The organism is Actinomadura sp. 21ATH, assembly GCF_041951345.1.
Classification (GTDB): domain Bacteria; phylum Actinomycetota; class Actinomycetes; order Streptosporangiales; family Streptosporangiaceae; genus Spirillospora.
Genome location: NZ_JBGNUR010000037.1, coordinates 1 through 4,797, shown reverse-complemented (window position 1 = coordinate 4,797; position 4,797 = coordinate 1). Strand labels below are relative to the sequence as shown.

General features: G+C 70.5%; 5 protein-coding genes and 4 pseudogenes. 6 read left to right on the top strand and 3 right to left on the bottom strand.

The annotated features are described in order from the left end of the window. Positions 1-126: 126 nt before the first annotated feature. A pseudogene (locus ACA361_RS42220) lies at positions 127-336 on the bottom strand (transcriptional regulator); the annotation flags it as partial. A 251-nt stretch (positions 337-587) separates the two neighbouring features. Between ACA361_RS42220 and ACA361_RS42215 the strand changes: the two are divergent. From ACA361_RS42215 to ACA361_RS42190, 6 genes and pseudogenes are all read left to right on the top strand, one after another. Further along, on the top strand, positions 588-1,604 hold the full coding sequence (locus tag ACA361_RS42215) for a zinc-dependent alcohol dehydrogenase family protein (protein WP_375020788.1): 1,017 nt from the start codon (positions 588-590) through the stop codon (positions 1,602-1,604). Positions 1,605-1,659: 55 nt separating this feature from the next. After that, complete coding sequence (locus ACA361_RS42210; RefSeq protein WP_375020787.1) at positions 1,660-2,070, top strand: cupin domain-containing protein; 411 nt, start codon at positions 1,660-1,662, stop codon at positions 2,068-2,070. 233 nt (positions 2,071-2,303) lie between these two features. Continuing rightward, positions 2,304-2,651: a cyclophilin-like fold protein gene (locus ACA361_RS42205; protein WP_375020786.1), complete on the top strand. Its 348-nt coding sequence runs from the start codon at positions 2,304-2,306 to the stop codon at positions 2,649-2,651. 102 nt (positions 2,652-2,753) lie between these two features. Then, positions 2,754-3,449 (top strand): annotated as a pseudogene (locus ACA361_RS42200) (SDR family oxidoreductase). A gap of 29 nt (positions 3,450-3,478) precedes the next feature. Beyond that, positions 3,479-3,952, top strand: a pseudogene (locus ACA361_RS42195) (SDR family NAD(P)-dependent oxidoreductase); the annotation flags it as partial. A 112-nt stretch (positions 3,953-4,064) separates the two neighbouring features. Beyond that, entirely contained in the window at positions 4,065-4,247 is a 183-nt protein-coding gene (locus ACA361_RS42190) for an SDR family oxidoreductase (RefSeq protein ID WP_375020785.1), read from the top strand. Here the strand turns inward: ACA361_RS42190 and ACA361_RS42185 are convergent. After that, a complete protein-coding gene (locus tag ACA361_RS42185) occupies positions 4,232-4,708 on the bottom strand; it encodes a Tn3 family transposase (protein ID WP_375020789.1) in 477 nt (158 codons plus the stop codon). The genes ACA361_RS42190 and ACA361_RS42185 overlap by 16 nt on opposite strands. Continuing rightward, positions 4,684-4,797 (bottom strand): annotated as a pseudogene (locus ACA361_RS42180) (IS5/IS1182 family transposase); the annotation flags it as partial. The gene ACA361_RS42185 and the pseudogene ACA361_RS42180, both read right to left, overlap by 25 nt.

Here is a 4,797-nt window from a genome sequence, read left to right as displayed (position 1 = left end):
CCCGCTACAACACCCGCCGCCGCCACTCGGCCTTGGGCCACCTCTCACCGATCAACTACGAGAAAACCACAGGTAGCCTCACCGCTGCCGCCTGAAACCGGTGTCCACATCTCAGGGGGAACCCCCGGCCTCCAACACGGACGGGGAGACGCCGGCGAGGTTGCCGCGTTCGAGCTTGGCGTAGTACTCCACGCTCATGTCGGCCAGGGCGGCGACCTCGCTGCGGCGCAGCCCCGGCACCCGGCGCCGCGACCCCGGCGGCAGCCCGGCCCGCTCGGGGGTGATCTTCGCGCGCCGCGAGGTCAGGAACTCGCGGACCTCTTCACGGTTGTCCACCCTTTGACGGTAGGTGCTGGCCAGGGGCGCAGGGATGTACTGCCAGTACACCCCTTGACGGTGCCTGGCTGCCCGCACCAACAGCGGGTTACCTGGAGGGCGTGGTGCTTCCGTCCCAGGTAAAGGCAGGTTACGGGAGGCGTCCACGCCCGGACCGGGGTGGTCCGCCACCTGACGTTCTGGGCATATCCGCACTCGGCGCCGCCGGCACTTGTCGCGGCGGCGCGCCACGAAAGCAAAGGAACCTTCTCATGCGCGGAGCAGTGATCCACGCGCCCGGCGACATCCGTTTCGAGACGCTGGACGACCCGGAGATCCTCCACCCCACCGACGCGATCATCCGTACCGCGGTGACCTGTGTGTGCGGCTCGGACCTGTGGCCCTACCGCGGCGCCGAGCCGACCGAGGCGCCGCATCCGATGGGACACGAGTACGTCGGGTTCGTGGAGGAGGTCGGCGCGCAGGTCACCGCCGTCAAGCCGGGGCAGTTCGTGGTCGGGTCGTTCGCGACCTCCGACGAAACCTGCGCCAACTGCCGCAACGGCTTCCAGTCCCACTGCCTGAACCGCGAGTTCATGACCACCTGCCAGGCCGACCACGTCCGCATCCCCAACGCCCAGGGCACCCTGGTCGCGACCGACGGCATACCGGGTGAGGAGTTCTGGCCGGGGCTACTGGCGGTCTCGGACGTGATGGGCACGGGCTGGTGGGCCGCCGACGCCGCCGAGGTCAGGCCCGGCTCCACGGCCGTGGTGGTCGGCGACGGCGCGGTCGGGCTGTGCGCGGTGATCGCCGCCAAGCAGATGGGTGCGGAACGGATCATCGCCATGTCCCGGCACGAGTCGCGGCAGGAGCTGGCCCGCGCGTTCGGCGCGACCGACATCGTCACCGAGCGCGGCGACGACGGGGTGGCCCGGATCAGGGAGCTGACCGGCGGGATCGGCGCCGACAGCGTGCTGGAGTGCGTCGGCACCGCCGAGGCGATGCGCCAGGCCCTGCACTCGGCGCGGCCGGGCGGCAACGTCGGCTTCGTCGGCGTCCCCCACGACGTCGCCCTCGACGGCCAGGAACTGTTCTTCTCCCACGTCGGCCTGCGCGGCGGCCCGGCGCCCGTGCGCCGCTACCTGCCCGACCTGATCACCCGGGTCCTGACCGGCGCCATCGACCCAGGGAAGGTCTTCGACCTCACCCTCCCCCTGGACCAGGTCGCCGAGGGCTACGCCGCGATGGACGAGCGCCGCGCCATCAAGACCCTCCTGAAGCCCTGAACCCACGCACAACCACCTGCGGCATCGCCCGCAACGCTCACGGAACGGAACTGCCATGCAGATCACGCGAAGCTCGATCGACACCGTCAAGGGCCCGGCGGACTGGTTCACCGGCGACGTCTACATCGACGCGGTCGCCGCGGCGCCCGCCCCGTCCCGGGTCACCGCCAGCCTGGTGCACTTCATGCCCGGGGCACGCACCCACTGGCACCGTCACCCGCTCGGCCAGACCGTCTTCGTCACCGAAGGGATCGGCCTGTGCCAGCGCCGCGGCGGCCCCATCGAGATCATCCGGCCCGGCGACCGCGTCCTGTTCGAGGCCGACGAGGAGCACTGGCACGGCGCCGCACCCAACCGGCTGATGGTCCACCTGGCCATCAACGAAAGCGACGCCGACCACGACGTCGTGCACTGGCTCACCCCCGTCACCGACGCCGAGTACGCCGCTGCCCCGGCCACCGCCTGACCCCCTGTACGGGCAAGACCGAGCAGCTCAAGCACGGGGAAGGACAAGGACCGGCCATGCCGCGTGCCCTGCTTCGTTTCGCCGCCGCGACCATGCTGACCGTCGCAGTGACGGCCTGCGGCAGCGGCCGGCCGGCTCCGTCTTCGAAGCCCCCCCTCGCGACCAGCGGGCCGACCGCGCCGCGCGGGACACCGTCCACGCCGTCTGCCACGGCGTCTGGAAGGAACAGCGCCATGAACCTTCGCGTCACCCTCGACGGGCAGCCCGTCCAGGCCACGCTGAACGACAGCCCCGCAGCCCGTGACCTGGCCTCCCTGCTCCCGCTCACCCTGGACCTGGAGGACTTCCACGGCACCGAGCGGATCGGCTATCCGCCGCGCAAGCTGACCACCGAAGACGCCCCCGAACCGGCCGCGGCCAAGGCCGGGGACATCGCCTACTTCGCGCCCTGGGGCAACCTCGCCCTCTTCTACAAGAACGGCCCCGCCGCCTCAGCCGACCTGCTGATCCTCGGTCACATCGACGCCGCCCCCGCTCGGCTCACCAAGGCCGCGCGCATCACCATCCAAACCGCTCCCTGACACCGAACAGGAAAGGAACCGGTATGAGCGTCACCTACGATTTCGCCGGTAAGAGCGCATTCGTCACCGGAGCCGCCTCCGGGGCTCGGCCGTGCCACCGCTGTGGCCTTCGCCCGCGCCGGAGCACAGGTCGCGCTCCTCGACCTTTCGGTCGACGGGCTGGAGGAGACCGCACGGCTCATCACCGCCGACGGTGGCCAGGCCCTCGTGCTTCCCGGTGATGTCAGTAGCGAGGGTGACGTCCAGGCCGCCGTCGACCGGACCGTCGAGCGTTTCGGGCGGCTGGACGCGGCCTTCGACAACGCCGGTGTCGAGCAACCGGTCCAGTCGGCCGCCGACACCGCCAAGCAGGACTGGGACCGCATCGTCGGTGTCAGCCTCACCGGCGCGTTCCTGTGCACTCGCGCCCAGATACGGCACATGCTCCAGTGAGGCGGGGGTGGCGACATCGTCAACGTCTCCTCCGGCGCCGACGCCGGCTTCAAGGGCTTCAAGGGCCAGGCAGCCTACGCCGCCGCCAAGCAAGGGATCATCGGTTTCACCCGCTCGGCCGCCCTCGACCACGCCGCCGACGGCATCCGCATCAACGCTCCGTGTCCCGGAATCATCGACACCGAGATGATCCGCCGCTTCGGTGACACCCGCCCCGGCGGCCGCGAAGGACTCATCGCCGACGAACCCGTGGGCCGCCTCGGCAAGCCCGAGGAGATCGCCTCCGCCGTGCGGTGGCTGTGCTCGGAGGACGCCGCCTTCACCGCCGGCACCGCCCTGGTCGTCGACGGCGGCCAGACCACCTGACTCACCCGAACCCACCCAGGAGATGACGGATGAACCCCACCTACGACTTCACCGGTCAGGTCGCCTTCGTCACCGGCGCCTCCTCCGGCATGGGTCTGGCCACCGCCCGCGCCTTCGCCGCCTCCGGCGCCGCCGTCGGCCTCGCCGACATCGACGCGGGCGCCGTTGAGCAAGTCGCCAGAGAACTCACCGACAACGGTCACCAGGTACTCGCCCTGGTCTGCGACGTGACCGACGAGGACCAAGTCGCCGCCGCCGTGGACCGCACCGTGGCGGCCTTCGGACGGCTCGATGCGGCCTTCAACAATGCCGGCATCATGGTCCCGCCCACCGACGCCGCCGACGAGGACGCCGACCAGTTCGACCGTGTCAACGCCGTCAACCTGCGCGGCGTCTGGGCGAGCATGAAGCACCAGCTGCGCCACATGCGCGACCAGGGCAGCGGAGCCATCGTCAACTGCTCCTCCCTGGGCGGCCTCGTCGGCAACCCCGGCCGCGCCGCCTACCACGCCTCCAAGCACGGCGTCATCGGCCTGACCCGCAGCGCCGCCCTCGGAGTACGGCCCGCGCGGCGTCCGCGTCAACGCCGTCTGCCCCGGCACCATCGCCACCCCCATGCTCGACGCCATGATCGAAGGCGGCGAACTCGACCGCGCCCAAGCCGAAAAGGGCCAGGCCATCGACCACCTCGGCACCCCCGACGAGATCGCCCAGACCGTGCTGTGGCTGTGCAGCCCCGGCGCCAGCTACGTCACCGGCATCGCCCTGCCCGTCGACGGCGGCTACACCGCCCAATGACAGCTCGATGCCCTGGGCCCGCGAGCTGGCGGCTGCCCCTCGGCGGCCGGGTCGTGGAACGGCCGCAACCCCGAGCTAGCGTCAGCGCGAGTGAAGGCGTAGCGACCCAGGAAATCGATGTGCTCAGAAGCGATGGGTGAGATCCGGGCGCACATGTCATCAGTGGCGGGGAACCCATCGGCGCGGATCTGTTTGACCGCGGCGTCCAGGTAGAGGGTGTTCCACCACGCCACCGCGTTGAGCGCCAGGCCGAACGCGCCGAGCTGATCTTCCATGCCCTCGCGGTAGCGCTGGCGGAGCTGACCGCGGTTGCCGAAGGCGATCCGGCGAGCGAGGCGGTGACGGCCTTCCTGAACGTTGAGCTGGGAGCCGATCATGCGGCGGTACTCGTCGTCGGAGATGAACTGCAAAAGGGTGCAGGGTCTTAGACGTCGTCTCAATTGGTGAGTCGGCGGTGGCAGATCAGCGTGGCGGCGATGGCGACGAAGGCCAGGAAGTGTTCGGGTTTGCGTTCGTAGCGGCGGTGCAGGCGGCGGCAGCCGTTCAGCCA